Below are 24,845 nucleotides of genomic sequence, written 5' to 3' on the forward strand. Positions count from 1 at the left end.
TCAAATGGCTTCTTACATACTATACATATGAAGGGGGTGATAATTATATGCTAAACTGGCGAGATATCTGCATCCATCACAGACTCCATCAAGTAGAGTGCATAATTGTTATTTTCACTTTCTTCAGAAGCGATGCAGTTTCTAGGAATAGAAAGACTTAATTTATACATATAGGCATCCTTTGCAGTAAATAGGATGCAGATATCACCGGCAATCCCTGCTAAAATAATGTGTGAGCGGTTTAGTTCTGTTAAGAGTGCGTGTAATGGTGTTTGGAAAAAAGCGGAGTGTTGTGGTTTAATTAGGAAATAATCATCGTCATCCGGCTTGATTTTTTCAATGATTTCTTCGCTTTTTTCATTTTTACAATAGTCGATAATTTTATGAAAGTCTGCTTGCCATAAGCCGTAATGGTCATTAACATAGATAACAGGAATTGATTTTTCTTTAGCAAAATTGCGGAGTTTTATCAGATTTGGCAGCATGTCTTCTGTATAGGCATGAAGATTATCGCCGCCATCAAATTTAAAATCATTGATTAAGTCAATGAAAACAAGTGCTGTATTTTCAATTTTCATAGTTATTGGATGTCTCCTTTAAGAAAGATAGGTAAATTTAGTATTCCCTTTTGGAACAATAATTAAAACGATAATAAAGTGATGTGATAAAAATGGCAGAAGAAATATCAGTAAGTCAAGATGAATTATATATGGCAGCAGCTATTCAAGAAGCACGCCGGGCCTGGATATTAAAGGAAGTACCGATTGGCGCCGTGATTGTCAAAGATGGAGAAATTATCGGAAAAGGCTTTAATTTGCGGGAATCCATACAAACAACCTTAACCCATGCAGAGCTTCTTGCTATTCAGGAAGCTAATCAGGCAGTGGGCAGCTGGAGGTTAGAGGATTGTACCTTGTATGTTACGTTAGAGCCATGTCCGATGTGTGCCGGAGCGATTGTACAGTCAAGAATCAAACGTGTGGTCTATGGAGCAAGTGATCCAAAGGCAGGCTGTGCCGGAACATTAATGAATTTACTGGAGGAGCCGCGTTTTAATCATCAGGTGGATGTAACATCAGGTGTTCTTGAACAGCAATGCAGTACGATCTTGAAAAATTTTTTTAAAGAACTGCGTCAGAAAAAGAATGAGAAGGATCCAGAAGCGGGAGAGTAGGACGAGTATTGAAAAAGCAACACTTTTTATTGCATTTTTGGGACGAGGAAGCTATAATAATAATTACGTGCTAAGCGGGGAGGTAGCGGTGCCCTGTACTCGCAATCCGCTATAGCGAGGCCGAATCCCTGCTCGAGGTGAGATGACTGTATGGTCTGACTTAAGGGATTGGTGTTGACGTCCTGGTCCTGCGCAACAGGAACCCATGAACCCTGTCAGATCCGGAAGGAAGCAGCAGTAAGTGGTTTTTCTTGTGTGCCGCGGGGAAGCCTGGGCTGAGCCATGAACTTATGTAGCGCATATGGTCATCCCATCGAAAGCAGGTGCACGTTACATATTAAAAAAGAACTGTAAAAAATACAGTTCTTTTTTTTATACAAAAATAGACGTATGTCCTATGAATGATGAAGCTTCAACGGCTTTTAAAAATATTGGAAGCTAAACAAATTATTTGCACTAAATTATAACAAAGCATATGCTATGAATTACTAAAAAATTTATAAGCGAGGTGCTAGAATGGCTCAATTAACACAACCATTTACATTAAAAAATTTAACCTTAAAAAATAAAGTTGTTATGGCGCCAATGTGTCAATATTCTGTTGATGCCAAGGATGGAATTCCAAACGACTGGCATTTTGTACATTATGTATCCCGTGCAGTAGGAGGTACAGGTTTAATTCTTATTGAGATGACAGATGTTGATCCGGACGGACGTATTACAGATAATGATCTCGGCCTGTGGTCAGACGAACAAATTCCAGCTTATAAGAAAATCGTCGACGCTGTGCACAAGCAAGGCGCAAAAATAGGTATCCAGATTGCTCATGCCGGCAGAAAGGCAGAGGATGCGAATCCGCCAGTTGCTCCATCTGCAATCCCAGCTACAGAAGATGATAAAATGCCCCGTGCCTTAACTACAGAAGAAGTCAGGGAAACGGTTCAACAATTTCAGGATGCAGCAAAACGGGCAGTAGAGGCCGGATTCGACACAATCGAATTACATGGTGCACACGGCTATTTGATTCATCAGTTTCACTCTCCAGGGATTAATCAGAGAGAGGACGAATATCAGGAGCTATCTTTATTTGGAGTACAGATTATTCGAGCTGTCAAAGCAGTTATCCCTGAGGATATGCCATTGTTAATGCGTATATCTGCTGTTGAATATATGGATGATGGCTATGATATAGATCACGCACTAGAAATTGCGAGAAAATATAAAGCAGCGGGTATTGATATGTTCCATATATCCAGCGGTGGAGAGGCTCCTCCAGGAAAACAAAAACCGGCAAACCATCCTGGTTATCAGGTTCCATTTGCACGTAAATTTAAGGAAGAGTTAAATATGCCTGTTATTGCGGTCGGTATTTTAGAAGATCCTGAGTTAGCGGAATCTGTTATCGGAAATGGTGATGCTGATTTAGTTGCAATTGGACGCGGCATGCTGAAAGACCCTTATTGGGCAATCCGGGCAAGTGAGCAGCTGGGGAATACAATGGAACCGGCAAGACAGTATAAGCGTGCTTACCCGAAAAAGTAATGATGCATGTAGCCTTATATAAGCATAGTTAATTGTACGTTGTTCTTTTTAAAGGTTAAATTGTACTAGAAACAAGGTATATGATATAATTTTTTATAGAAAAGCATAGTATAGAATTATAGAAAAGGGCAGTATGTATGAGCATACTACCCTGATTATACACACAGTTATTTCTCTCCATCAGAGAGGGAAGGCTGTTTTAAAGTGACGAATGAAGCCACCCTATTTGCCGGCAAGCTAAGGGTGGTTTTACTTTTGGTCTTTGTCGTGAAATGAAAGAATGGCTATGATAAGCATGCCAAAGCTGATCATTAAAGACAGGACATCAAAAGTAGCCATAGGCATCACCTCCTTTCATATAGGAGATGCTACCTTCCACCGTTAAACTTTTTACTGTGCATATCATAGTGTATTATACCACAACAGGAACATTAGTTCTATAATTTCAATAAATGTTCTTCTTTCTTTATGAAGAAATTCTCTAAAATTCAATTTATTTAATAATTATTTAAACATAAATTACTTCCAGATAATCTATTTCTAAGGTTTTCATCCAGGCCTCTAATCGGGTATAATAGAAATGAGACACATAAGGGGAATCGAAATCATGAGTTATCAAGCTTTATACCGGGTTTGGCGCCCAAGAACATTTGAAGATGTTGTAGGACAGCAGCATATCACGAGAACATTACAAAATGCCATTACACAAGATAAATTCTCACATGCTTATTTATTCTCTGGCCCAAGAGGGACAGGGAAAACAAGTGCTGCAAAGATTTTTGCACAAACGATTAATTGTGAGCATGCGCCCGTAAAAGAGCCATGCAATGAATGTGCGGCATGCAGGGGTATTCAGGATGGCTCTATTTCTGATGTCATTGAAATTGATGCGGCATCGAATACAAGTGTCGATGATATTCGTGATATCCGGGATAAAGTGAAGTATGCACCAAGCTCTGTACCTTATAAAGTGTATATCATTGATGAAGTGCATATGATATCTGTAAATGCCTTTAACGCACTTCTGAAAACATTGGAAGAACCGCCAAAACATGTAGTATTTATTTTGGCAACAACGGAACCGCATAAAATACCATTAACGATTATTTCCCGTTGCCAACGCTTTGATTTTAAACCGATTTCTAATCAGGCAATTGTAGAAAGAATGAAGAAAATCATGCATGCCGAGAATATTTCTGTTACGGATGAAGCTTTAGAAGCCGTTGCCCTGGCAGCTGAAGGCGGTATGCGTGATGCGTTGAGTATTCTGGATCAGGCTATCTCCTATAGTGAGGAGCAGGTAGAGCTGGAAGATGTGCTGGCCGTAACTGGCGGCGTATCTCAGGAGGTTCTCACCAATATTGTCCGTGCAATGATTCAGCAGGATGTGCAGACTGTACTCACTGGATTGGATCAGATGATTCAGACAGGAAAAGATCCGGGGAAATTTGTGCAGGATTTAATATACTTTATGCGTGATTTACTTTTATATAAAACCTCATCAGGTTTAGGGGAGCTGCTAGAGCGGGCAGTCGTGAATGAAGCTTTTGAAGAGTTGGCTAAGCAGGTTACAAACAACTGGATTCAGCATTCTATTATTGAACTGAATCAATGTCAGCAGGAAATGAAATGGTCCAATAGCCCAAAGATCTTTATTGAGGTAGCATTGTTATCTATTACAGATCAATTTGGAAAAACGCAAGGAGCAGGGCAGATACAATCTGAAGCTGTCGATCAGTCAGATGCCGTTCTCAAGCTTCAGCAAAAATTACAGGCGATGGAGCGTGACATAGCGAAATTAAAAGAAGCCCCGCCGCAGCACCAGGAAGCTGGAGGAAGTGCTCCTGCAGCTGAAAAGCGCCGGCCCGCTTCCAGAAATTCACGAAACACATATAAGATTCCATTTGACCGGATTCGTGATACACTAGGAAAAGCAGAGAAAAAAGAGCTGAAGGATGTGCATGCACAATGGGCAAACTTCTTAAGCCAATTAAAAACAACAAATGCCCCGGCACATGCAACCATACAGGACAGTAAGCCTGCTGCAGCATCAGCAGATACACTTATTGTAGCGTTTAAATATGAAATTCATTGTTCTTTATTCCTTGATCATCGGGAAATGGTAGAATCGATATTAGGGAATTTAGATAAGCCTCGCACGATTATTCCGATTCCAGAGAAAGATTGGAATGACCTGCGCAGTGAATATATCCAAAAGCAGGAAAAGCCTGATGAACAGAAGGAGCAAGAAGGAGACCCTCTTGTAGATGAGGCACGAAAGCTTTTTGGTGATGATCTATTAGAAATTCATGAATAATATATTTAAGGGAGGTATTTTCCATGAAGGGAAATATGAATAACATGATGAAACAAATGCAGAAAATGCAGAAGAAAATGATGAAAGCACAGGACGAATTGCATGAAATGTCCTTTGAAGCTACAGCTGGCGGCGGTATGGTAACAGTTCGCGCTAACGGCAAGAAAGAAATTGTGGATGTAGAGATCAAAGAAGAGGTTGTTGATCCGGATGATATCGAAATGCTGCAGGATCTGATTGTAGCAGCAACAAATGATGTCTTAAATCAAATTGATGAAAAAACAAATGCAACAATGGGACAATTTACAAAAGGATTGAATATGCCAGGAATGTTCTAATTCCTTTCTAATTTGAAAAGTAAGACGTCTGGCTTCTTTGCCAAGGCGTCTTATTTTCCCTTAAATAGGATGTTTTTTGTTTTTACAGGGAGGTAAGAAAATATGTATTACCCAGAGCCGATAACTAAGTTGATGGACAGCTTCTCCAAATTACCGGGAATTGGCCCGAAGACAGCAGCACGTTTGGCCTTTTTTGTTTTAAATATGAAAGATGATGATGTGATGAATTTTGCCAATGCCTTAGTTCATGCGAAACGTGATCTTACCCATTGTTCGGTTTGCGGACATATTACGGATCAGGATCCCTGTGCTATTTGTCAGGATACCAGCCGGGATGGATCTATTATTTGTGTTGTCCAGGATCCAAAAGATGTTATAGCAATGGAAAAAATGAAAGAATTCCGCGGCAGATATCATGTGCTTCATGGAGCGATTTCGCCGATGGACGGAATTGGCCCGGAGGATATCAATGTACCAGATTTGCTTAATCGCCTGAAGGACGAAGAGGTAGAAGAGCTTATCCTGGCGACAAACCCGAATATTGAGGGAGAAGCAACGGCAATGTATATTTCCCGTCTGGTAAAACCTTCTGGAATCCGCACAACGCGTATTGCACATGGATTACCTGTCGGCGGAGATTTAGAATATGCTGATGAAGTGACATTGTCAAAAGCATTAGAAGGAAGAAGAGACGTCTAACTTTTTTTCTTATCATCTATGGAGAGAGAAAAATAAAAGCTCCATAGTATGAAATTTCATTTTATAATGGGGTCTGGTGAAGAGTATGGCAAAGAAATTAAAGAAAAAAGATATGGATCAGGAGCTTCTGAATGCTTTATACCAAGTTGAAGGGGAATGGAGACAGCTTCAGGATTTTGTACGAAAAAGTATCGACCCTTCACGAAATGGTATGCAGGAGAAACTATTAGCGAAATCTAAATATCTGATGCTATTAAGAGAGGCCCGCGTTCGGAATGTAAAAGCTGATCGGTTTTGAACCCGTATTTAAAGAATAATATATAATTTTCGCGAAAGAATCATGTATGTTTTAAACTGCCTGGTTCTTTTTATTGTCTACTCTTACTGGCTGCGGAAGGAATTTACCAAGGAATCTTAGAAAGTCTCAAACTGATTCAACCACTTTGAAAATCTGTTCTAATCGCTGTTGGACAATCATAGAAATATGTTAAAGCGATGGAAGGAAAGTGGGGAGAGAGATGAGTTCAACACTATTTATCGGAATCATTATCGGATTAATTATTCTTTTATTTATTGTAGGAGCACCGGTGAAGCCAATGAAATATGTTGGTAAAGCAACAATCCGGTTAGGTATAGGCGCATTGCTGCTGTTTTTCTTAAATGTGTTCGGAGGTGCTGTCGGCCTGCATATACCCATTAATCTATTTACTGTTCTGGTATCTGGGTTTCTTGGCGTATTTGGTGTCGGTTCCCTTGCAGCTATTCATCTATTTATTCTTTGAAATGCTGTTTAGCTACCCTTATATCATTCACTAGTAAAGCTGATTCATAATATATTTTTTTATGTATAGCATCCGTTAGATTAGGAGATACTAGTTTTAACGGAGGTGGAGAAATGAAACAGCAAAAAGTTCAAGAATATGAGTATTGTGGAATTTGTGAGGAACCAAAGGAAAACGGCATTCATTTGTATTCCATGTTTCTATGTTCAGATTGTGAGCATAATATGATCCATACAGAGCCAAGGGAAGAAAAGTATCAATACTATCTCTCAAAGCTAAAAAATATTAAACAACCAAAATTACACTCTTAATATAATCCCCTTTTTAACAAGTCTTTGCATGCAAAGGCTTTTTTGTTAGCGTAAAATGTAAAAGAACGCATTCCATTTGAGAGAAGGTGGATAATAATGATTTGGTATTAGATTTTAGCTGTAAAATAAATAGAGAGTAAACAGTTGAACATTCTAATCAGCTCTATAGAGTATGTACCAGGTAAAAATACAATACCATCTATACATCTTTCTCTATACTGCACCTGGTTGTTATAATAGAGAATATACAAGGGTAAACAAATCAATTTCAATGAATTGGTTTGTTTATTTATATATAAGAAGAAATGAGGCAGGCGAATGGATCAACAGTGCACACCATTAGCAGAACATTTACAAGCATTTGCAAAAAGCAATCCGGTCTCTTTCCATGTTCCCGGCCATAAACACGGTCAAATTTTTTCACCTGCATATAAAGCAGATTTCCAACCAATGCTCCGCTGGGACGTAACAGAAATTACAGAGATGGATGATTTACACGCACCCACAGGTGTCATTGCAGAAGCAGAAAAACTAGCTGCGGATTTTTTTAAGACAGAGCATACCTTCTTTCTTGTCGGTGGATCAACAGCTGGAAATCTGGCAATGATTCTTGCCACGTGTAAGCAGGGGGAGAAAATCCTTGTTCAACGTAATTGCCATAAGTCTGTGATGAATGGATTGGAGTTAGCTGGAGCAAAGCCTGTCTTTCTGGCACCGGAATGGGACGATGACGTTAAAAGATATACAAGTCCAAGCTATGAAACTGTGGAATCAGCAATAGAGCAGCATCCAGATGCGCAGGCGTTAGTACTTACTTACCCGGACTATTTTGGACAGACCTATAATCTTAAAAAAATGATTGATAAAGCACATCAATATAATATCCCCGTGTTAGTCGATGAAGCACATGGGGTTCATTTTGCATTGGGAGATCCTTTCCCGGCTTCAGCAATTCAATTAGGGGCTGATGCGGTTGTTCACTCTGCACACAAGATGGCTCCGGCAATGACAATGGCTTCCTATTTACACATTGTAACGCAGCGTGTTGATCAGTCCCGGATTGCTCATTATTTACAAGTTATCCAGTCGAGCAGTCCCTCGTATATATTGATGGCTTCTTTAGATATAGCGAGACATTTTTTAGCAACTTATTCAAAAGAAGAACGAATAAAAATGATAAAAAGTGTCGAATATGTGAAGACTTTATTTGTATCCTTTCCTTTTTGGGAATTTGTTCCCTCTGATGATCCATTGAAGCTGACGTTCCACGTGAAACATTCTTTTTCGACAAAGTCCGTTGTGAACTCACTCGAAAAAGCAGGAATTTTTCCGGAGCTTGCTACAGAGGAGCAAATTTTATTTGTCCATGGACTTGCATCGTTTGAACAAATTGAAATGTTAGAAAAAAGGTTGAAAACAATAGAGCATCCATTAAAAAAATCAGTAAATCGTGCTACAATAGAGAGGATAAATCTTTTCCCTGATAAGATTCAGGAATTAGATTTGTCTTATCAGGAAATGAACAATTATACAACGTATCTGATCCCGATGAAGGAAAGCATAGGAGAAATAGCTGCTGAGGCAATTATACCTTATCCGCCTGGGATTCCGATTCTTTTAAAAGGAGAAAGAATTAAACAGGCGCATATAGCACACTTAGAAAAATTAGTAGAGCAGGGTGTCAGGATTCAGCATAGGGACTCGGGGTTACGCATATATAGGAATAAAGGGGAACGATGATGACAAATGGTTTGTTTATAACATTTGAAGGTGGCGAGGGAGCCGGAAAGACCACCATTCTAAATCAGGTTTATGAAGAGCTTACAGGAAGAGGAATGGAGGTTATCAAGACAAGAGAGCCGGGCGGTATTCGTATCTCCGAAAAGATTAGAGATATTATTCATGATCCTCTTCATCTTGAGATGGAGGAAAGAACAGAAGCATTATTATACGCAGCAGCAAGAAGACAGCATCTTGTAGAAAAGGTTTTCCCTGCATTAGAAAAGGGAAAAATAGTATTATGTGATCGTTTTGTGGACAGCAGTCTGGTTTATCAGGGCTATGCAAGAGGCATCGGCGTGGATGAAGTATTTGCTATTAATCAATTTGTAATTCAGGATTGCATGCCGGATATTACGCTCTTTTTTGATATTGATCCTAAAAAAGGACTGGAGCGCATTTCGGCGAATGCTGAAAGAGAGAAAAATCGTCTGGATTTAGAAACGATTGAATTTCACGAGAAAGTCTATGAAGGCTATCAGTTAATCAAGTCTCGTTTCCCGGATCGTTTTCAAACCGTGAATGCTGACCGTACACGTGAGGCCGTCTATGCAGATGTGCTGGAAAGAATTATTACTTTTTTAAATAAATAAGTCAAAAGGGGCTGATCAATCATGAAATTAATTATAACTGTTATTCAGGACAAAGATTCCAACCGCTTGGTAAACGCATTAGGTGAAAATAAATTTCAAACAACAAAATTAGCTACAACAGGCGGATTTTTAAAAGAAGGTAATACGACACTAATGATTGGTTGTGAAGACGAATATGTGAATGACGCCCTTGAAATCATTCGCGATAATTGCTCTCATCGTGAACAGATGGTTGCGCCAATTTCTCCAATGGGAGGAAATGCAGATTCTTATATTCCAAAACCGGTTAAAGTGGAGGTCGGCGGAGCTACTGTGTTTATCCTGCCTATCGAGTCCTTTTACCAATTCTAAAAACATATTTTAATCAAGCCGGAGGGGGAGAACAATGAAAATTTCAAGTGATATATTAGCACCAAGAGATGGCAATCTGAAGCGGCCTTCGCAGACAAATAATGCTTCTTTTCAAAATCTTGTTCAAACCCAATCGGAACAGCTGAAAACACAGGAATTCACACAAATGGTGAAGCAGATTACGGAGCAGGGGGATAAACTGAGCCGGTACCGCTCCTTTCGTGAGTTAGTCAAATTTAAACGGATGGTAAAAGGATTTCTGGAAAAAGCGACATCAGAAGGGTATCTTCTGGAGAAAAAACAAAGCTTCGGCATGCAGGGAAGCAGACAATTATCGACAGTGAAGATAATTGATGAAAAAATTGCCCGATTAGCAGAAGACTTAATGGATGAAGAAAAGAAAACCATTGATATTCTCGGCTTAATTGGAGAAATTAAGGGTTTGTTAGTTAATATTTATACATGAGCTAAGCTCTTTAGAAGAAGGGGCTTAGCCTTTCATAGAGTTGATAGAATAGGTGTTTTTAAGCTCATCTTTAAAGGTGGAAGTAAAATGATGAAGACATGGGAAGAGATTGAAAAAATACAGCCTGTAGCAAGTAGGACTATTATTAATAGTATCAAGAAAAATCGTATCTCCCATGCCTATTTATTCCAGGGAGATAGAGGAACCGGCAAAAAGGAAATGGCATTACTCCTTGCAAAATATTTATTTTGCATGAATCGGCAGGGAGAAAATCCGTGTAACAGCTGTATCAACTGTCAGCGAATTGACTCCGGAAATCATCCGGATATGCATTGGATTGAGCCGGATGGTGCCTCTATCAAAATAGAACAGGTACGCAATCTGCAGAAGGAATTTACGTATTCAGGACTGGAATCAAACCGGAAAGTTTATATTATTAAGGATGCGGATACATTAACAGTCAATGCAGCCAACCGGTTATTAAAATTTTTAGAGGAGCCGAGCGTAGAGACAACTGCGATGATGCTCACAGAGAATGGTCATGCGATGCTGTCTACTATCCGGTCACGCTGTCAGATTATTGATCTGCAGCCTCTTTCTCCAGGTATATTACAGGAGAGACTGCAGAAAGAGGGCTTAAGTGAGACAGATGCTAAACTTTTAAGTGTACTGACAAACAGTCTGACAGAAGCCCTTGAACTTGCCCAAGATGATTGGTTTGCAGGTGCGAGAAAAATAGTGATACAATGGGTAGAAATGTATGCTACACAACCTGAGGATATTTACACATATATTCATCAAAATTGGATACCTCATTTTAAAGATAGAGATAATCAAGAACGAGGTCTGGACTTATTAATACTAGGATTTAAAGATATCTTACACCAACATATATATACAGACGCCAATACGATACTGTTATCTAATGATCCATCTAAATTAGAAAAGATGGTCATTACTTTTTCTCAAGCCCAGCTGTTAACAATCTTAAATCAGATTTTAATGGCAAAAAGAAAATTAAAGGCAAATGTTCAGCCAACATTGGTTATTGAACAACTAGCGCTTCAAATACAGAGGTGAAAAAATGTTAGAAGTTATTGGCGTACGATTTAAGAAAGCTGGTAAAATCTACTACTTCGATCCAGATTCTTATCCTGTAACTCCAGATAGCTATGTGATTGTGGAGACGGTAAGAGGGATAGAATTTGGGAAAGTAGTCATCACGGAAAAGCAGGTGGATGAAGAAGATGTAGTTTTACCTTTAAAGAAAGTAATACGGGTCGCTGGAGAAAAGGATAAGCGAACCGTTGTAGAGAATCAGGAACAGGCAAAAAAAGCCTTTGACGTATGTACCACAAAAATTAATCAACATAAGCTGGATATGAATCTGGTAGATGTAGAATATACTTTTGACCGCAATAAAATTATTTTCTATTTTACAGCTGATGGAAGAGTAGACTTCCGGAATCTTGTAAAGGATCTCGCATCTATGTTCAAAACACGTATTGAACTAAGACAAATCGGGGTTAGGGATGAAGCTAAAATGCTGGGCGGAATTGGTCCATGCGGCCGTATGCTCTGCTGCTCCACCTTCTTGGGAGACTTTGAACCGGTGTCTATCAAAATGGCAAAGGATCAAAATCTTTCTTTAAATCCGGCAAAAATATCCGGACTATGCGGAAGGTTAATGTGCTGCTTAAAATATGAAAATGATGCCTACGAAACAGCAAAAAGAGATTTACCTGACATCGGAGAAACATTGCCGACACCTCACGGAAAAGGGAAAGTTGTCGGTTTAAATATATTAGAAAAAATGATTCAAATTGAGCTCTTAGATAAAGAACGTGTTGTGGAGTATACATTAGATGAATTAATTGAAGAAGGAATTGTAATGAGTGTTCAAAAGGGCTGATAAAAAGGACCGAGAAGTTCGAGGCAGCGCAGTTTTGAGTAGCGGAACGTATGCAGATTAATACGTGAGCAACGGTTTTCATGGGGTGAGTAATCGCAACCCCCAACGGAGAAACAAGCTAACGAAGAAATTCGATGTGTCATTTTTATTAGACATTTTGAACGTCATCTTGTAGCACAAGTCACAGAATAGAGGTGATCATTCTTGGGAAACAGAGAAATATTTGATCAAGTTTCCGATATGGAAAAGCAAATTGGTGAATTATATGAGCAGTTAGGTGATTTAAAAGGAAAGCTAAGTGATTTACTTGAAGAAAATCATCGGTTAGCTCACGAAAATCACCATTTGCGAAATCACCTAGATAAATTTACAGAGGAATCTGTGGAAAACCAGGAAGAAAAAGGCGATTCTAAACAACAAAAAGGCATCTTTCCAGGAGAAGGCTATGATAATTTAGCCCGACTGTATGAAGAAGGTTTCCATATATGCAGTTTAGAATTCGGCAGTCCGAGAAGAAATGAAGATTGTATTTTCTGCTTGGACTTCTTTGATAAGACAAAATAAGTGTATCGTATTGGGTGCTGTCTTCTTAGGGAGGCAGCTCTTTTTATGATAAAATTTAAGTGCGTGTTCAAAAAGGCCGATAAATAGGACCAAGAAGTTCAAGGCGATGAGCTTTTTACGAACGGAGCGTATGCTTTATAATACGTGAGTAACGCTCTTGGTGGGGCGAGTAATCGCAGTCCCATCGGAAAAAGCTCGTCAACGAAGAAATTCGCCGTGTCATCTTTATTGGACTTTTTGAACATCCTCTTTAATGAGAAGATGAGGATGTGATTAACCTATGGTCAATTTATATGATGATGAGCGCCTGGATTATTTGCTGGCAGATGAAACGATGAAAATTATACAAAGTCCGACTGCTTTTGCTTTTTCATTGGATGCTGTATTATTAGCTCATTTTAGTTCAATCCCTAAAAAAAGAGGAAAGATTCTTGATTTATGTACGGGAAATGGTGTCATTCCTTTACTGCTTTCTAAAAGGACAAGTGCTGAAATAATTGGTGTTGAGATTCAACAACGAATTTTTCAGATGGCTCAACGAAATGTCACTTTAAATGATTTAAGTCATCAATTACGAATGGTTCATGGAGATCTGAAGGAGATGCAGACAACTCTTGATCAAAGCTCATTTGATATGGTTACTGTTAACCCGCCATATTTTAAAACACCATCAGCTTCGGAGCATAATCAAAATGAATACCTTACTATTGCCAGACATGAACTTTACTGCTCATTGGAGGATGTTGTGAAAGCCTGTAAGCTTTATGTCAGACCAGGCGGAAAAGTTGCTATGGTGCATCGCCCCGGGCGTTTAGTTGATATCATAGAACAATTTAGAAAGTATCGTATTGAACCGAAGCGTATACAATTTGTTTATCCAAAACAGGGAAAGGAAGCGAATATGCTCTTAGTTGAGGGGATTCGTGATGGAAAGGCGGATGTGAAGATTCTGCCGCCATTCTATATTTATGAACACGACGGTTCTTATACAAAACAGGCAAAGGAAGTTATATATGGGTAGCGGAGAACACTTGGTATATGTTTTAAAATGTCATGATGGGACATTATATACAGGATATACAAATGATTTAAAGCATCGGCTTCGTATGCACGAAGAAGGAAAAGGGGCAAAATATACAAGAGGCAGAGGCCCATTTGAAATTATCTATACATATAAATTTGAAAATAAATCAGATGCTATGCGTGAGGAGTATAGAATAAAAAAATTATCCCGCGGGGAGAAACTGGCACTGATCCAGGCCAATAAGAAAGGAACGTGCAATGAATGAATATCCAAAATAGCTATCAGCCTGAGGAGCATGCAGCATTATACGTTGTACCAACACCTATCGGAAACCTGGAGGATATGACTTTTCGGGCTATCCGGATTTTAAAGGAATGTAAGCTGATTGCCGCAGAGGACACCAGAAATACGAAAAAGCTGCTTCATTATTTTGAGATTCATACACCTCTTATCAGCTATCATGAACATAACCATCAAGAAAGAGAAAAGCAGCTTTTAGATAAGATCCGGGATGGTGAATCAATAGCTGTTGTGAGTGATGCTGGAATGCCTGCAATTTCTGATCCTGGTTCAGAGCTGGTTCAGGCAGCTATCAGAGAGGGCCTGGATGTCATTGTTTTACCGGGAGCAAATGCAGCACTTGTTGCACTGGTCGGATCTGGTTTACCCGCACAATCTTTTACATTTTACGGTTTTCTTCCCAGGAAGAAAAAAGATAAGAAAGAAACACTTGAGAAATTGAAAAATTTGAATTCTACTTTAATTTTTTATGAATCTCCTTATCGTATAAAGGATACTTTGGAAACCATGGAGGGTACTTTAGGTAATAGGCAAGCGGCTATAGGTAGAGAAATCTCTAAGAAATTTGAAGAATTTGTTAGAGGAACCATAGAAGAACTTTTTTCATGGAGTAAGAAAAACGAAATGCGTGGAGAGTTTGTGATTGTCATAGAAGGACAAACGGAGACATCTTTCGACAATATTCAACAGGAATCGAGCTGGTGGGAAGCTTTATCCGTGAAAGAACATGTAGAAGCATTAATGAAAAATGATAATTTATCCAGTAAGGAAGCAATTAAGCAGGCGGCAATGGAACGAAAATTGCCAAAAAGAGAAGTCTATCAGAGTTACCATATTGATTAGCAGCTTCCATAATGTTAACGAAGACGAAAAAGGGATGATCTCTGTACATAGAAGAGATCATCCCTTTTTCGCCTTTTAAACAGCTATTATTTAAAACGGTTTTGAATTTCTTCCAGCAAAATTTTAGCGCCTTCAGGGCTTAAAATAAGGTTTCCGTCAGCTAAAGTCTGGTTCTCATCCGTTAATTCCCCAGTAATCTGACAAGTCATGTTTGGACGATATTTCTTCAATACAATGCGATCGTTATCGACGTAGATTTCCATTGTATCCTTTTCTTTAATATCCAGTGTACGGCGTAATTCGATAGGAATAACCACGCGGCCAAGTTCGTCAACTTTACGTACAATACCAGTAGATTTCATTTCTTCATTCCCCCAAAAGTAGATTTAGTAGAGTTTTTCCGAATAAACGAAGGGTACATTTTTCAAATAATGAGATAAATTGAAAAAAATGTCGCTGTTCGTCGTTGTTAATAACATTAGAATAGCAACAATATTTGGTATTGTCAATACAATTTTACTGTAAAAGGAAAAGTTTTATCTCTTTTTTATAAATATTCAGCTTTTTGTTAAATTTCTATCGTTGTAAAGTAAGAAAGTATCATCTTTTGTGAATTAATTTCTAAGGATATTGATATTTTTTCCTTGTATGGAAGGAAAAATATCTGCAGAAAATTCGCCATAAAACTAAATTATCCATAAAGAACAAGTGAATAGGTACACAATTTGGCAAATTACGATATAATAGCTACAATGGAAGTTGACATTTTTATATTTACAGTGTGATATCATAAAAAAAATATATAATAGCCAATCAATAAGAGATAATTTTGAATCTTTTACGGATGAGATGGCAATGCTTGTTTCAAAGCATGTATCATCTTTACGGTATTCCGCTATAAGATTTTTTAAATAGGAAAAAATTTAGGAGGCATAACGGATGGGAAGCAAAAATACTTTTTACATTACAACGCCAATTTATTATCCGAGCGGGAAATTACATATTGGCAATGCGTATACAACAATCGCTTGTGACACGATGGCGAGATACAAGCGTATGCTCGGGTTTGATGTGTTCTATTTAACAGGAAGTGATGAACACGGACAAAAGATAGAGCAGAAAGCAGCTGAAAAGAATATATCACCTCAGGAATATGTAGATGAGATGGCAGCTGGTATGCAGGACTTATGGAAAACACTTGAAATAAGTAATGATAAATTTATTCGCACAACAGATGAACAGCATCAGAAGGTTGTGGCGGATATTTTTGAGCGTTTTCTAAAACAGGGTGATATCTATCTTGATGAATATGAAGGCTGGTATTCTGTTCCTGATGAAACCTTCTATACTGAAACACAGCTTGTAGATATTGAAAAAGATGAAAATGGAAACATTATCGGCGGGAAATCACCGGATAGCGGACATCCAGTTGAGTTGATTAAAGAAGAATCTTACTTCTTCCGCATGAGTAAATATGCAGATCAATTATTGAAGTATTATGAGGAGCATCCTGACTTTATTCAGCCAGAATCCCGTAAAAATGAAATGATTAATAACTTTATTAAACCAGGTCTTGAGGATTTGGCAGTATCCCGTACCACATTCAGCTGGGGAATTAAGGTTCCGAGTAATCCGAAGCATGTTATTTATGTTTGGATTGACGCATTGGCTAACTATATTACAGCTTTGGGGTATGGCACAGATGATGACGCTAATTTCAAAAAATATTGGCCTGCGGATGTACACATGGTTGGAAAGGAAATTGTCCGTTTCCATACTATTTATTGGCCAATCATGCTGATTGCTTTGGATCTTCCGCTTCCTAAAAAAGTTTTTGGGCATGGCTGGTTACTGATGAAGGACGGAAAAATGTCGAAGTCCAAAGGAAATGTTGTCTATCCGGAAATGCTTGTGGAGCGTTATGGTTTAGACGCTTTGCGCTATTATTTAATGAGAGAAGTTGCTTTCGGCAGTGATGGCGTTTTTACTCCTGAAGACTTTATTTCCAGAGTAAACTATGATTTAGCGAATGATTTAGGAAACTTATTGAACCGTACTGTAGCAATGATTAACAAATATTTTGACGGAAAGGTTCCTGCCATAAATGGTGTCATTAATAAGGAAGATGCTAATTTACAGGAAACAGCTGCATCAGTTATCCAAGCTTATCAGGAAGCCATGGATCAAATGGAATTTAGTGATGCGTTGAAAAAAGTATGGACACTGATTTCCAGAGCTAATAAGTATATTGATGAAACACAGCCTTGGATTCTTGCCAAGGACGAAGAAAAACGTACTGAATTAGCGAGTGTCATGGCACACCTGGCAGAAACCTTGCGCGTAGTTGCAACGATGCTGCAGCCTTGTTTGACACACGCTCCAGAGAAAATAATTGAACAGCTTGGTTTAGATGAAGAAAGTGGATTATCTTGGGAGAAGATTCAATTTGGCAATTTCCCGGAAGATATTACTGTAGTGAAAAAAGGAAAACCAATCTTCCCTCGTTTAGACGTAGAGGAAGAAGTAGAGTATATCCGTTCACAAATGGGTGGAGCTGCTGCATCTGATGAGGAAGAAGAAAAAGAATGGGATCCAACTGAAACAGAGCTTGTCTCTACCAAAGAAACCCAAATTAAATATGATGTATTTGATAAAGTAGAGCTGAAGGTAGCAGAAGTGAAAGCCTGTAGTAAAGTGGAAGGTGCAGATAAGCTGCTGAAATTCCGTCTTGATGCTGGTGATGAGGCTGATCGGCAAATTTTATCCGGAATTGCAGAATACTATCCGGAACCGGAAAAACTGGTTGGTAAAAAGGTTGTTATTGTGGCTAATCTGAAGCCGCGGAAAATGCGTGGTGAAATAAGCCAGGGAATGATTCTTTCTGCAGAAAAAGACGGGAAATTAGAAATTGTTCCAGCACCGGAGAGTGTTCCAAACGGATCACCTATTTCTTAAGCATCGGGCAATTTCTACAAAATATATGGTATAGGAGCTGTCATCATGTCAGCTCCTTCCTTTTTCGATATAAGGGAGATCAAAAAGTCCAATAAAAATGACACTTCGAATTTCTATGTTGGCTTTTTTTTCGATGGGACTGGGACTGCGATTACTCGCCCCACCAAAAGCGTTACTCACGTATCTAATAATATAGAGGATCTTCTGTTAAGACCGTCCACGTCCTGGGACTGCGATTACTCGTCCCACCGAAAACATTTGTGGACAACACAGAAGTCACCACAACCTGTGGAAACCCGTTCGAAAAAAAAAGCCGCCTTGAACTTCTTGGTCCTTTTCATCGCACTTTTTGAATTGCATTATAAGATCAAAAAAAGGATGGTTAAGATGTTATTTGACACACATGTTCATTTAAACGCCAGACAGTTTGCAGAGGACAGAGAAGAGACAATCCAGCGGGCAAGAGATGCTGGTGTGAAGTATATGGTTGTTGTAGGCTTTGATCATGAGACGATTCCGCTGGCTATTGAAATTGCGGAACAGAATGAGAATATTTATGCAGCAGTCGGCTGGCATCCCGTTGATGCTATTGATATGACGGATAAAGAGCTGGAATGGATTGAAGAGCTGAGTGCGCATCCTAAAGTGGTGGCAATTGGTGAAATGGGATTGGATTATCATTGGGATAAATCCCCAAAGGATGTGCAGAAGAAGGTCTTCCGTCAGCAAATAGCGCTTGCTAAAAAAGTGAATATGCCTATTATTATTCATAACCGGGAGGCAACGGAGGATATTATAACTATCCTGCAGGAAGAGAAAGCAGAGGAAATCGGCGGTATTATGCACTGTTACAATGATTCTGCCCGTTACGTGCAGACCTGCCTTGATATGAATTTTTATATTTCATTAGGTGGCCCGGTAACATTTAAAAATGCCCCATTACCGAAGGAAGTAGCCAAGCAGGTGCCTTTAGACCGTCTGCTTATTGAAACAGATGCTCCCTTTCTGGCACCTCATCCCTATCGCGGAAAGAGAAATGAACCGGCTTATGTCGCGCGTGTAGCAGAGGATATCGCTGCATTACGTGATATGGACGTGGATGAAATTGGAAAAATAACAACAGAAAACGCAAAAAGATTTTTTAAAATTAAATGATTCCTTAGGGTTTTAGAACAAAGTGGAGGAAATCGATTGAAAATAAAAGAAATGATAGTGGTAGAAGGACGAGATGACACGACACGTATTCAGCTTGCTGTAGATGCCGATACAATTGAGACAAATGGTTCAGCAGTTAATAAAACGACCCTTGATAAAATACGTCATGCAAAGGAAAAACGCGGGGTTATTGTCTTTACCGATCCTGATTATCCAGGCGAGCGGATCAGAAACTTAATCAACCAGGCTGTACCTGGCTGTAAGCATGCTTTTTTAAGAAGAGATCAGGCAAAAGCAAAGCATTCCAAAAATAAGAGCCTGGGGATTGAACATGCTTCTGTGGAGGATATTCAAAGGGCGCTCGAAGATGTTTATGAGCTTGCAGATTTTTCGGGTAGTGATATTACCAAAGAGGACCTTATCCATTATGGATTAATCGGTGGTAAAAAGGCTGCAGAGCGCAGAAAACGTCTTGGTGAGCTTTTGCATATTGGTCATACTAATGGAAAGCAGCTTTTAAAGCGCCTTACCCAATTTCAAATCTCCAAGGAACAATTTAAAGAAGCTGTTGAGTTTATAGAGCAGGAGGAGAAAGATGCCTAAAAAATATATTGCAACACCGTCGAGAACAAAAGAACTGCTGAATAAATATGGTTTTGCATTTAAAAAAAGCTTAGGGCAAAATTTCTTAATTGATGTCAATGTATTAGAAAACATCATTCATCAGGCGGGGATTACAAAGGAAACAGGAGCAATTGAGATTGGTCCTGGAATGGGTGCTCTGACGGAGCAATTAGCTATTCATGCAGATCGGGTAGTTGCCTTTGAAATCGATCAGCGTCTATTGCCTATTTTAGAAGAGACTTTAGCGGACTACGATAATGTTGAAGTCATTCTTGAGGATATTTTAAAGGCTGATGTAGAGGAGGTAATTAAAACACATTTCGGGGAAGACCAGGAGATTCATGTGGTTGCAAACCTTCCTTATTACATCACAACGCCCATTCTTATGAAGCTTGTTCGGGACCGGCTTCCGGTTACAAGTCTTACAGTAATGATTCAAAAAGAAGTAGCGGAGAGAATGGCAGCTGTACCAAATACAAAAAGCTATGGCTCTCTCAGTATTGCTGTACAATATTATACCGAAGCCAGGGTTGTTCTAAACGTGCCGAAGCAGGTATTTATGCCGCAGCCTAATGTAGATTCAAGTGTTCTGAAGCTTGTGATGCGCAAGGAACCGCCTGTTCAGGTGGATAATGAAGACTTTTTCTTTGAACTTATTCAAGCCAGCTTTGCACAGAGAAGAAAAACACTCCGGAATAACCTGAACAGATTTTTACAAGAAAAATTAGAAAAGCACCAGGTGGAAATACTCCTTGAAGAAGCGTCAATTGACGGCGGAAGACGCGGCGAAACATTGACAATAGAGGAATTTGCTGCCTTAGCCAATAAGGTTTATAGAGAGCTCTCAAAAAGCTAATCAGAAGGTGATATCTTCTGATTAGCTTTTTATGCAGGATGCTCATATTATAGGGAAAAGGAACAGAGCTGCACTTATTTTCATACAATAAGAAAGAAATAAAGTGAAACTCATTCAGTTGAACCAATCGGGCTTATACTGGCAGTTGATGCCTGGAATACCCTAAGAACCCTTGTAAGGGATATCTTGCTGCCGGTTAAACTGCGATTAAAGGTGAGAGGTGCAGTGATGGATATACAGAATGGAGCGTTAGTAACAAGGAAATCATATAATCATGACTTATTATTTCGTGTGGCAGAAATAAAAAAAGGAGTAGCAATACTTCATGGTGAGGAGCTAAGGTTAAAAGCGGATGCTTCTCTATCTGACTTAACCTTGGTAGATCAAAGGGAGCATAAAAAAAGAAAAGCTGCAGATAGAGAAAAACAGGAATTTTCCTATCGCTTATTTCGTCAGGACTATCAAATGATGAAGGAAAAAAGGAATTATGAAGCAACAGAGGGTTATACAGATGCCGCAAATTATTTTCAATTACCTGCTAAAGTGCTTCATATAGATGGAGATCCATCTTACTTAAGAAAATGTATCCAATTATATCAGCGTATTGGACTTCAAGTACATGGTGTTCATTTAACGGAAACAGAGATGCCATTCCAAATAAAAGATTTACTGGATAAAGTTCAGCCGGATATCATGGTAATCACTGGTCATGATGCTTATTCACATAATAAAGGAATGAAGCATGATTTAAGTGCATATCGTCATTCGAAATATTTTGTAGAAGCTGTACGGGAAGCGAGGAGTAATTATCCTAATCTGGATCAGCTTGTTATTTTTGCCGGAGCTTGCCAATCACATTTTGAGTCATTAATTCGTGCAGGAGCAAATTTTGCCAGTTCGCCATCCAGAGTCAACATTCATGCGCTGGATCCGGTTTATATTGTTGCAAAGGTAGCATATACCTCATTTATGGAAAGCGTGTCTGTCTGGGAAGCACTCCGTAATACATTAACTGGCGAGAAAGGATTAGGAGGCGTACAAACAAGAGGATTATTACGAACAGGCATGCCTTATCTGGACCATGAGAATGAAGATGAAATATAATATGAAATAATACTTAAAAAAGGGAGTCATTAGGTCAATTATCATGTCTTTAATCCTCATTCTTTTCGCTGGGAACAACATAATAATTAGATCATTCAGATTAATTATTTTTTGATTATTTTTATAAAATCAGCCCATTATGCTTTTTTTTGTGACAATTTATGTATAAAAATCGAGATACGACAAATAATATCAGAAATAGACATAAATAATAGTTGACAAGTAAAAACATATGCTGATATAATTATAACTTTTATTTGACTTTTCATCGGCATATATGTTAAAATAAATATATGTGAGGTGGAGTGTAGTGGGCAAAACGTTGATCGAAATTAAGCAAGGTCTAGATGGTCAGGTAGGTAAACGGTTAAAGCTCAGAGCGAATGGCGGAAGACGGAAAACCGTTGAAAGATGCGGTGTTCTTGCGGAGACATATCCCTCTGTTTTCATTGTTGAGCTTGACCAGGACGAGAATGCATTCGAACGTGTTTCATACAGCTATACAGACATATTGACAGAAACGGTAGAGCTGAACTTCGTTGAAGGAAGTTCAGCGATGATTTTTAAACAGTAGACAAGTACCAGGTCTACTGTTTTTTTATACAAAATAAGGGCAGGAAATGGTTTTCCTGGTTAATACTTGCGCGAGTGAAAAAAGTGAAAATACATAAGCTATAATTGCCGATCGAGAAATATATTCATTCGTAAAGGGGAGCTTTTACATGGGTAGACGAGGGATTATGTCCACACAGATGAAGGAAGAAATAGCGAAAGAATTAGGATTTTACGATACGGTACAGCAGGAAGGCTGGGGAGGAATAAAAGCCCGTGATGCCGGAAATATGGTAAAAAGGGCGATAGAGATGGCAGAGGAAAGTATGAGAAAAAGCGAGTCCTAAAACAGGGCTTGCTTTTTTTTTAGGAATAATAAATTATGACCAAAAGTATTTAGCAGATTCCATACCTTTACATACAAGATTAGCCTCAGTGTTTTGATTATGATACAATATAATATATTTTTAAGGACGTATATATATGATTTTAAATAGGTGAACGAACGAATTTCCAACGCTTTGAGGATGTGAATAAAGATGCTTGTAATGGAGAAGGCACCTGCTAAGATAAATTTGTCATTAGATGTGTTAAATAAGCGGGAAGATGGTTATCATGATATTGAAATGATAATGACGACGATAGATTTAGCAGATCGTATAGAATTGCGGGAATTACCTGCAGATAAAATTCAATTATCGTTGGAAAGCCGTTATGTTCCGAGCGATGAAAGAAATTTAGCATATCAAGCAGCGGTTTTATTTAAGGAGACGTATAAAATAAAAAAAGGTGTCCACATCCGAATTGATAAATCGATTCCTGTTTCAGCAGGGTTAGCCGGCGGCAGTGCCGATGCAGCAGCCGTTTTACGAGGACTCAATCGATTATGGGGCCTGGATATCCCATTAGCTGAATTAGCTGATCTGGGATCTGATCTGGGAGCGGATATTGCTTTTTGTGTTTATAGTAAAACAGCAATAGCTAAAGGGTATGGTGAGTGCATTGAACTTTTACCTCCACCTCCTACCTGCTGGGTTATTATTGCCAGACCGGATCTGGGCGTATCTTCTTATACTGTATTTGATCAAATTAAAATTCCTGAATTAAAGCACCCAAATACAAAGCAGATTCTCGAAGCTTTGCATGAAAAGGATTTTTCGAAGCTGTGTAATCATCTGGGAAATGCCCTGGAACCTATTACTTTTTCTATGCATCCAGAGGTTGCGAGGCTGAAGGAAGCTATGCAGCTCGCGGGTGCAGAAGGTGTGATGATGAGCGGCAGCGGACCAACGGTATTTGGGTTATTGAAGCATCACCGAAAGGCACTCCGAATATATAACAGCATGCGAGGCTTTTGTAATGACGTGCAATTAATCCGAATGTTGGGATAAGCATTGCTAAAATTCATATGAAAATGCTATATTATATTAAGAACATTCGGATTTGAGGTGTGATTTTGAAAAGAAGTAATCGATTGGTTGTGTTAACAGAGTATTTTTTAGAAAACCCGAGGAAACATATTCAATTGCCTTACTTTGTAGAGCTTTGTGATACAACAAAGTCATCGATAAGTGAGGATTTAGATATTATACATGAAGTATTTGAAAATAAAGGTCTGGGGTATTTAGAGAGAACTACTGGTGCAGGTGGTGGTGTAAAGTATATTCCTACAAGCTCAGCTGAATCCAGTAAGGATTTTATATCATCCCTTCAGAAAAAACTGGAGGATCCATCCAGAATTCTCCCTGGAGGATATCTGTATATGAGTGATATTCTTGGTGATCCGATTCTGGTCCGGGAAATTGGCCGTGTTTTTGCCTCTTGCTTTGCTCATTTAAAGATTGATGCCATCGTAACTGTCGCAACAAAAGGAATTCCTTTAGCGTATGCAACTGCATCATTTTTAAATGTCCCTGTTATTATAGCGCGCAGAGATCCAAAAGTAACAGAGGGATCATCTGTAAGTATTAACTACGTTTCCGGATCGTCCCGAAAAATACAGACAATGGTATTGCCGAAACGGAGCCTGCCTGATGGAGCCAATGTATGTATTATTGATGACTTCATGAAAGCAGGAGGAACCATTACAGGTATAAAGAGCCTTTTAGAAGAGTTTTCTGCTACAGTACAAGCCGTCGGTGTATTAGCAGAAGCAGATGATGAAGAAGACGAAAGAGTACTTACAGATTATATTTCACTATTAAAAATATCTCCGGTTGATATTCAGAATCATCGAGTTTCTGTACAGCCTGGAAATTATCAAATGGAATCTTAATATAAAAATGTCAGATAAAAACAGATTTTCAACTGTCTATCAGGTGAGGATCTGTTTTTATGTTTTCGGACGTTTCATGTATTCTGTTAGAAAGGAATCAATTGTCACCAGTGGAATTGCATCAATATAATATATTTTGTTATTTATCTTAATACTCAACGTTCGCACTTTAAAAAGTAACTTCCTATCTACAGGGACAGGGGTTGAACATTTCTTCCATATATCTGTTGACAAAGATAGAAGGGAAAGTGTAAAGCGACCGCTACGGCGGACCGTTTTGCTTTCCTAGGGGCACGCTCTTCAGCTAACTTTTGCCAAGAAGATCGCTT

General features: G+C 38.8%; 29 protein-coding genes, 1 other RNA gene and 1 pseudogene. 28 read left to right on the top strand and 3 right to left on the bottom strand.

Annotation, left to right across the window (positions count from 1 at the left end; genetic code table 11):
• Positions 1 to 50 precede the first annotated feature (50 nt).
• A complete protein-coding gene (locus tag IEX29_RS11790; RefSeq protein WP_188734653.1) occupies positions 51 to 578 on the bottom strand; it encodes a cysteine hydrolase family protein in 528 nt (175 codons plus the stop codon).
• 92 nt (positions 579 to 670) lie between these two features.
• Here IEX29_RS11790 and tadA point away from each other — a divergent pair, with 92 nt between their 5' ends.
• The 3 genes from tadA (at position 671) to IEX29_RS11805 (ending at position 2,716) form a co-directional block, all read left to right on the top strand.
• A complete protein-coding gene (tadA, locus tag IEX29_RS11795) occupies positions 671 to 1,174 on the top strand; it encodes a tRNA adenosine(34) deaminase TadA (RefSeq protein ID WP_188734654.1) in 504 nt (167 codons plus the stop codon).
• 65 nt (positions 1,175 to 1,239) lie between these two features.
• Positions 1,240 to 1,505, top strand: an RNA gene (gene ffs / locus IEX29_RS11800) — signal recognition particle sRNA large type.
• 185 nt (positions 1,506 to 1,690) lie between these two features.
• Positions 1,691 to 2,716, top strand: a complete 1,026-nt coding sequence (locus tag IEX29_RS11805) for an NADH:flavin oxidoreductase/NADH oxidase (protein WP_188734655.1) — start codon at positions 1,691 to 1,693, stop codon at positions 2,714 to 2,716.
• A 249-nt stretch (positions 2,717 to 2,965) separates the two neighbouring features.
• Here IEX29_RS11805 and IEX29_RS26705 read toward each other — a convergent pair whose 3' ends face one another.
• Positions 2,966 to 3,055: a putative holin-like toxin gene (locus tag IEX29_RS26705; protein WP_229720186.1), complete on the bottom strand. Its 90-nt coding sequence runs from the start codon at positions 3,053 to 3,055 to the stop codon at positions 2,966 to 2,968.
• Positions 3,056 to 3,323: 268 nt separating this feature from the next.
• Here IEX29_RS26705 and dnaX point away from each other — a divergent pair, with 268 nt between their 5' ends.
• From dnaX to rsmI, 16 genes and pseudogenes are all read left to right on the top strand, one after another.
• Positions 3,324 to 5,033, top strand: coding sequence for a DNA polymerase III subunit gamma/tau (dnaX, locus tag IEX29_RS11810; RefSeq protein ID WP_188734656.1), 1,710 nt, complete (start codon positions 3,324 to 3,326; stop codon positions 5,031 to 5,033).
• Between the two features lie 23 nt (positions 5,034 to 5,056).
• Positions 5,057 to 5,371: a YbaB/EbfC family nucleoid-associated protein gene (locus IEX29_RS11815; RefSeq protein ID WP_077602820.1), complete on the top strand. Its 315-nt coding sequence runs from the start codon at positions 5,057 to 5,059 to the stop codon at positions 5,369 to 5,371.
• A gap of 102 nt (positions 5,372 to 5,473) precedes the next feature.
• Positions 5,474 to 6,070 (top strand): recombination mediator RecR, encoded by a 597-nt coding sequence (gene recR, locus IEX29_RS11820; protein WP_156988814.1) that lies wholly within the window; start codon positions 5,474 to 5,476, stop codon positions 6,068 to 6,070.
• Between the two features lie 85 nt (positions 6,071 to 6,155).
• Positions 6,156 to 6,368 (top strand): YaaL family protein, encoded by a 213-nt coding sequence (locus tag IEX29_RS11825; protein WP_188734657.1) that lies wholly within the window; start codon positions 6,156 to 6,158, stop codon positions 6,366 to 6,368.
• Positions 6,369 to 6,588: 220 nt separating this feature from the next.
• On the top strand, positions 6,589 to 6,852 hold the full coding sequence (locus IEX29_RS11830; protein WP_188734658.1) for a pro-sigmaK processing inhibitor BofA family protein: 264 nt from the start codon (positions 6,589 to 6,591) through the stop codon (positions 6,850 to 6,852).
• A gap of 113 nt (positions 6,853 to 6,965) precedes the next feature.
• The gene (locus tag IEX29_RS11835) at positions 6,966 to 7,163 is read left to right on the top strand and encodes a sigma factor G inhibitor Gin (protein ID WP_077602824.1); all 198 of its coding nucleotides are present in this window, start codon (positions 6,966 to 6,968) and stop codon (positions 7,161 to 7,163) included.
• 318 nt (positions 7,164 to 7,481) lie between these two features.
• Positions 7,482 to 8,903 carry an aminotransferase class I/II-fold pyridoxal phosphate-dependent enzyme gene (locus IEX29_RS11840; RefSeq protein WP_188734659.1) on the top strand — a complete coding sequence of 474 codons (1,422 nt, stop codon included), beginning with the start codon at positions 7,482 to 7,484 and terminating at the stop codon, positions 8,901 to 8,903.
• A pseudogene (gene tmk / locus IEX29_RS11845) lies at positions 8,903 to 9,621 on the top strand (dTMP kinase). The gene IEX29_RS11840 and the pseudogene tmk overlap by 1 nt, the downstream one beginning before the upstream one ends.
• The gene (gene darA, locus IEX29_RS11850; RefSeq protein WP_040977662.1) at positions 9,557 to 9,886 is read left to right on the top strand and encodes a cyclic di-AMP receptor DarA; all 330 of its coding nucleotides are present in this window, start codon (positions 9,557 to 9,559) and stop codon (positions 9,884 to 9,886) included. The pseudogene tmk and the gene darA overlap by 65 nt, the downstream one beginning before the upstream one ends.
• A 34-nt stretch (positions 9,887 to 9,920) precedes the next feature.
• Positions 9,921 to 10,352, top strand: a complete 432-nt coding sequence (locus tag IEX29_RS11855; RefSeq protein ID WP_188734660.1) for a YaaR family protein — start codon at positions 9,921 to 9,923, stop codon at positions 10,350 to 10,352.
• Positions 10,353 to 10,442: 90 nt separating this feature from the next.
• Positions 10,443 to 11,432: a DNA polymerase III subunit delta' gene (gene holB, locus IEX29_RS11860; RefSeq protein WP_188734709.1), complete on the top strand. Its 990-nt coding sequence runs from the start codon at positions 10,443 to 10,445 to the stop codon at positions 11,430 to 11,432.
• A 4-nt stretch (positions 11,433 to 11,436) separates the two neighbouring features.
• Entirely contained in the window at positions 11,437 to 12,264 is an 828-nt protein-coding gene (locus tag IEX29_RS11865; protein WP_077602828.1) for a PSP1 domain-containing protein, read from the top strand.
• A gap of 204 nt (positions 12,265 to 12,468) precedes the next feature.
• A complete protein-coding gene (yabA, locus tag IEX29_RS11870) occupies positions 12,469 to 12,828 on the top strand; it encodes a DNA replication initiation control protein YabA (RefSeq protein ID WP_188734661.1) in 360 nt (119 codons plus the stop codon).
• Between the two features lie 280 nt (positions 12,829 to 13,108).
• Positions 13,109 to 13,849, top strand: a complete 741-nt coding sequence (locus IEX29_RS11875) for a tRNA1(Val) (adenine(37)-N6)-methyltransferase (RefSeq protein ID WP_188734662.1) — start codon at positions 13,109 to 13,111, stop codon at positions 13,847 to 13,849.
• Positions 13,842 to 14,117 (top strand): GIY-YIG nuclease family protein, encoded by a 276-nt coding sequence (locus IEX29_RS11880; protein WP_188734663.1) that lies wholly within the window; start codon positions 13,842 to 13,844, stop codon positions 14,115 to 14,117. Before IEX29_RS11875 ends, IEX29_RS11880 begins: the two co-directional genes overlap by 8 nt.
• On the top strand, positions 14,114 to 14,995 hold the full coding sequence (gene rsmI, locus IEX29_RS11885; RefSeq protein WP_188734664.1) for a 16S rRNA (cytidine(1402)-2'-O)-methyltransferase: 882 nt from the start codon (positions 14,114 to 14,116) through the stop codon (positions 14,993 to 14,995). Before IEX29_RS11880 ends, rsmI begins: the two co-directional genes overlap by 4 nt.
• Before the next feature lie 86 nt (positions 14,996 to 15,081).
• Here rsmI and abrB read toward each other — a convergent pair whose 3' ends face one another.
• Complete coding sequence (gene abrB / locus IEX29_RS11890; RefSeq protein ID WP_077602833.1) at positions 15,082 to 15,357, bottom strand: transition state genes transcriptional regulator AbrB; 276 nt, start codon at positions 15,355 to 15,357, stop codon at positions 15,082 to 15,084.
• Positions 15,358 to 15,934: 577 nt separating this feature from the next.
• Here abrB and metG point away from each other — a divergent pair.
• The 9 genes from metG (at position 15,935) to purR (ending at position 24,516) form a co-directional block, all read left to right on the top strand.
• Positions 15,935 to 17,950 (top strand): methionine--tRNA ligase, encoded by a 2,016-nt coding sequence (gene metG, locus IEX29_RS11895; RefSeq protein WP_188734665.1) that lies wholly within the window; start codon positions 15,935 to 15,937, stop codon positions 17,948 to 17,950.
• 387 nt (positions 17,951 to 18,337) lie between these two features.
• A complete protein-coding gene (locus tag IEX29_RS11900; protein WP_188734666.1) occupies positions 18,338 to 19,105 on the top strand; it encodes a TatD family hydrolase in 768 nt (255 codons plus the stop codon).
• A 36-nt stretch (positions 19,106 to 19,141) separates the two neighbouring features.
• Positions 19,142 to 19,708, top strand: coding sequence for a ribonuclease M5 (rnmV, locus tag IEX29_RS11905; RefSeq protein WP_188734667.1), 567 nt, complete (start codon positions 19,142 to 19,144; stop codon positions 19,706 to 19,708).
• Positions 19,701 to 20,585, top strand: coding sequence for a 16S rRNA (adenine(1518)-N(6)/adenine(1519)-N(6))-dimethyltransferase RsmA (gene rsmA, locus IEX29_RS11910; RefSeq protein ID WP_188734668.1), 885 nt, complete (start codon positions 19,701 to 19,703; stop codon positions 20,583 to 20,585). The genes rnmV and rsmA overlap by 8 nt, the downstream gene beginning before the upstream one ends.
• A gap of 228 nt (positions 20,586 to 20,813) precedes the next feature.
• Positions 20,814 to 21,689, top strand: coding sequence for a sporulation peptidase YabG (gene yabG / locus IEX29_RS11915; protein WP_188734669.1), 876 nt, complete (start codon positions 20,814 to 20,816; stop codon positions 21,687 to 21,689).
• Positions 21,690 to 21,999: 310 nt separating this feature from the next.
• On the top strand, positions 22,000 to 22,263 hold the full coding sequence (gene veg, locus IEX29_RS11920; RefSeq protein WP_077602838.1) for a biofilm formation stimulator Veg: 264 nt from the start codon (positions 22,000 to 22,002) through the stop codon (positions 22,261 to 22,263).
• 148 nt (positions 22,264 to 22,411) lie between these two features.
• Positions 22,412 to 22,588 carry a small, acid-soluble spore protein, alpha/beta type gene (locus IEX29_RS11925; protein WP_077602839.1) on the top strand — a complete coding sequence of 59 codons (177 nt, stop codon included), beginning with the start codon at positions 22,412 to 22,414 and terminating at the stop codon, positions 22,586 to 22,588.
• 192 nt (positions 22,589 to 22,780) lie between these two features.
• A complete protein-coding gene (gene ispE / locus IEX29_RS11930) occupies positions 22,781 to 23,632 on the top strand; it encodes a 4-(cytidine 5'-diphospho)-2-C-methyl-D-erythritol kinase (RefSeq protein ID WP_188734670.1) in 852 nt (283 codons plus the stop codon).
• Between the two features lie 65 nt (positions 23,633 to 23,697).
• Positions 23,698 to 24,516 (top strand): pur operon repressor, encoded by an 819-nt coding sequence (gene purR, locus IEX29_RS11935; protein ID WP_188734671.1) that lies wholly within the window; start codon positions 23,698 to 23,700, stop codon positions 24,514 to 24,516.
• Positions 24,517 to 24,845 lie beyond the last annotated feature (329 nt).

Source organism: Oceanobacillus neutriphilus (assembly GCF_014645515.1).
Taxonomy (GTDB): domain Bacteria; phylum Bacillota; class Bacilli; order Bacillales; family Amphibacillaceae; genus Oceanobacillus; species Oceanobacillus neutriphilus.

Excerpts from the sequence above, each read along its gene's own strand:
- IEX29_RS11865 (WP_077602828.1), top strand. The coding sequence starts at position 11,437 with ATGTTAGAAGTTATTGGCGTACGATTTAAGAAAGCTGGTAAAATCTAC.
- abrB (WP_077602833.1), bottom strand. The coding sequence starts at position 15,357 with ATGAAATCTACTGGTATTGTACGTAAAGTTGACGAACTTGGCCGCGTG.
- IEX29_RS11840 (WP_188734659.1), top strand. The coding sequence starts at position 7,482 with ATGGATCAACAGTGCACACCATTAGCAGAACATTTACAAGCATTTGCA.
- IEX29_RS11875 (WP_188734662.1), top strand. The coding sequence starts at position 13,109 with ATGGTCAATTTATATGATGATGAGCGCCTGGATTATTTGCTGGCAGAT.
- IEX29_RS11900 (WP_188734666.1), top strand. The coding sequence starts at position 18,338 with ATGTTATTTGACACACATGTTCATTTAAACGCCAGACAGTTTGCAGAG.
- IEX29_RS11880 (WP_188734663.1), top strand. The coding sequence starts at position 13,842 with ATGGGTAGCGGAGAACACTTGGTATATGTTTTAAAATGTCATGATGGG.
- IEX29_RS26705 (WP_229720186.1), bottom strand. The coding sequence starts at position 3,055 with ATGGCTACTTTTGATGTCCTGTCTTTAATGATCAGCTTTGGCATGCTT.
- IEX29_RS11815 (WP_077602820.1), top strand. The coding sequence starts at position 5,057 with ATGAAGGGAAATATGAATAACATGATGAAACAAATGCAGAAAATGCAG.
- dnaX (WP_188734656.1), top strand. The coding sequence starts at position 3,324 with ATGAGTTATCAAGCTTTATACCGGGTTTGGCGCCCAAGAACATTTGAA.
- ispE (WP_188734670.1), top strand. The coding sequence starts at position 22,781 with ATGCTTGTAATGGAGAAGGCACCTGCTAAGATAAATTTGTCATTAGAT.
- IEX29_RS11825 (WP_188734657.1), top strand. The coding sequence starts at position 6,156 with ATGGCAAAGAAATTAAAGAAAAAAGATATGGATCAGGAGCTTCTGAAT.
- IEX29_RS11835 (WP_077602824.1), top strand. The coding sequence starts at position 6,966 with ATGAAACAGCAAAAAGTTCAAGAATATGAGTATTGTGGAATTTGTGAG.
- IEX29_RS11855 (WP_188734660.1), top strand. The coding sequence starts at position 9,921 with ATGAAAATTTCAAGTGATATATTAGCACCAAGAGATGGCAATCTGAAG.
- holB (WP_188734709.1), top strand. The coding sequence starts at position 10,443 with ATGAAGACATGGGAAGAGATTGAAAAAATACAGCCTGTAGCAAGTAGG.
- IEX29_RS11830 (WP_188734658.1), top strand. The coding sequence starts at position 6,589 with ATGAGTTCAACACTATTTATCGGAATCATTATCGGATTAATTATTCTT.
- tadA (WP_188734654.1), top strand. The coding sequence starts at position 671 with ATGGCAGAAGAAATATCAGTAAGTCAAGATGAATTATATATGGCAGCA.
- darA (WP_040977662.1), top strand. The coding sequence starts at position 9,557 with ATGAAATTAATTATAACTGTTATTCAGGACAAAGATTCCAACCGCTTG.
- rsmA (WP_188734668.1), top strand. The coding sequence starts at position 19,701 with ATGCCTAAAAAATATATTGCAACACCGTCGAGAACAAAAGAACTGCTG.
- IEX29_RS11790 (WP_188734653.1), bottom strand. The coding sequence starts at position 578 with ATGAAAATTGAAAATACAGCACTTGTTTTCATTGACTTAATCAATGAT.
- metG (WP_188734665.1), top strand. The coding sequence starts at position 15,935 with ATGGGAAGCAAAAATACTTTTTACATTACAACGCCAATTTATTATCCG.
- rsmI (WP_188734664.1), top strand. The coding sequence starts at position 14,114 with ATGAATATCCAAAATAGCTATCAGCCTGAGGAGCATGCAGCATTATAC.
- yabG (WP_188734669.1), top strand. The coding sequence starts at position 20,814 with ATGGATATACAGAATGGAGCGTTAGTAACAAGGAAATCATATAATCAT.
- IEX29_RS11925 (WP_077602839.1), top strand. The coding sequence starts at position 22,412 with ATGGGTAGACGAGGGATTATGTCCACACAGATGAAGGAAGAAATAGCG.
- IEX29_RS11805 (WP_188734655.1), top strand. The coding sequence starts at position 1,691 with ATGGCTCAATTAACACAACCATTTACATTAAAAAATTTAACCTTAAAA.
- recR (WP_156988814.1), top strand. The coding sequence starts at position 5,474 with ATGTATTACCCAGAGCCGATAACTAAGTTGATGGACAGCTTCTCCAAA.